This is a genomic window from Streptosporangium sp. NPDC048047 (assembly GCF_040653115.1).
GTDB lineage: Bacteria > Actinomycetota > Actinomycetes > Streptosporangiales > Streptosporangiaceae > Streptosporangium.
Genome location: NZ_JBEZNH010000142.1, coordinates 1 through 1,384 on the forward strand (window position 1 = coordinate 1; position 1,384 = coordinate 1,384).

1 protein-coding gene is annotated in these 1,384 nt (G+C 73.1%); it reads left to right on the top strand.

Annotation, left to right across the window (positions count from 1 at the left end; translation table 11 throughout):
- The first annotated feature begins 215 nt into the window (after window positions 1-215).
- Window positions 216-1,217 carry a proline racemase family protein gene (locus AB0D67_RS39120; protein ID WP_362947511.1) on the top strand — a complete coding sequence of 334 codons (1,002 nt, stop codon included), beginning with the start codon at window positions 216-218 and terminating at the stop codon, window positions 1,215-1,217.
- Window positions 1,218-1,384 lie beyond the last annotated feature (167 nt).

Below are 1,384 nucleotides of genomic sequence, written 5' to 3' on the forward strand. Positions count from 1 at the left end.
CCCCGATCCGCTCATGGACCAGTTATCCCACCAAGGTTGCGTGACACGCCACTAGCACGGCGGGTCCTGAGGGCGCCCGCCGTACCTCCCCGGGCAGGGGAGGCCGAACGTCCCCGAGGGAGAGAGACCGAGCCCTCCCGGGGGAACCGAACGTCCCCGAGGGAGGGAGACCGAGCCCTCCCGAGGGGGAACCGAACGTCCCCGAGGAGGGGGAGATGAGAACGAAACGGGTCTTCCACGCGGTGGACTCCCACACCGAGGGCATGCCCACCCGGGTGATCACCGGGGGGGTGGGGGTCATCCCCGGGGCCACCATGGCCGAGCGCCGCGAGCACTTCCTGGCCGAGATGGACCACGTCAGGACCCTGCTGATGTACGAGCCGCGCGGCCACTCGGCCATGAGCGGCGCCATCCTGCAGCCGCCCACCCGGCCCGACGCCGACTACGGCGTGCTCTACATCGAGGTGTCCGGCTGCCTGCCGATGTGCGGCCACGGCACCATCGGCGTGGCGACCGTGCTGGTGGAGACCGGGATGGTCGAGGTCGTCGAGCCGGTCACCACCATCCGGCTCGACACCCCCGCCGGGCTGGTCGTCGCCGAGGTGCGCGTCGAGGACGGCGCGGCCGTCGCGGTCACCATCGTCAACGTGCCCTCCTTCAGCGCCGGCCTGGACCGGGTGGTCGAGGTGCCCGGCCTGGGGGAGGTCCGCTACGACCTGGCGTACGGCGGCAACTTCTACGCGATCGTGCCGATCGAGTCGGTGGGCCTGCCGTTCGACCGCGCCGCCAAGGACCGCATCCTCGGCGCGGGGCTGGAGATCATGAAGGCGGTCAACGAGCAGGACGAGCCGGTCCATCCGCTGGACGACGGCATCCGGGGCTGCCACCACGTGCACTTCACCGCCCCGGGCTCCGACGCCCGCCGCTCGCGGCACGCGATGGCGATCCACCCCGGCTGGTTCGACCGTTCGCCGTGCGGCACCGGCACGAGCGCCCGGATGGCGCAGCTGCACGCCCGGGGCGAGCTGGGCCTGGACACCGACTTCGTCAACGAGTCGTTCATCGGCACCCGGTTCGTCGGGCGGCTCGTCGCGGAGACGGAGGTGGCGGGCCGGCCCGCGGTGGTCCCGGCCATCACCGGGCGGGCGTGGGTCACCGGGACCGCGCAGTACTTCCTCGACCCGCGCGACCCTTTCCCCGCGGGGTTCCTGCTCTGATCCGGGTGTGATCCCGGGCCGGGCCCTGACCCGGCCTGACCCGCACCCGCCGCCGTCGTCCCGTGCCCCGGTACGGCGGGCCGTTCCGCACCGGCCCGCCGTACCGGTTCCGCCTCGTCGCGGAGCCGGTCCCACGGCACCTCGCGGACGTTCTGCGGCCAGGGGAA

Coding starts and splice junctions, on each gene's coding strand:
- AB0D67_RS39120 (WP_362947511.1), top strand. CDS start 216: ATGAGAACGAAACGGGTCTTCCACGCGGTGGACTCCCACACCGAGGGC.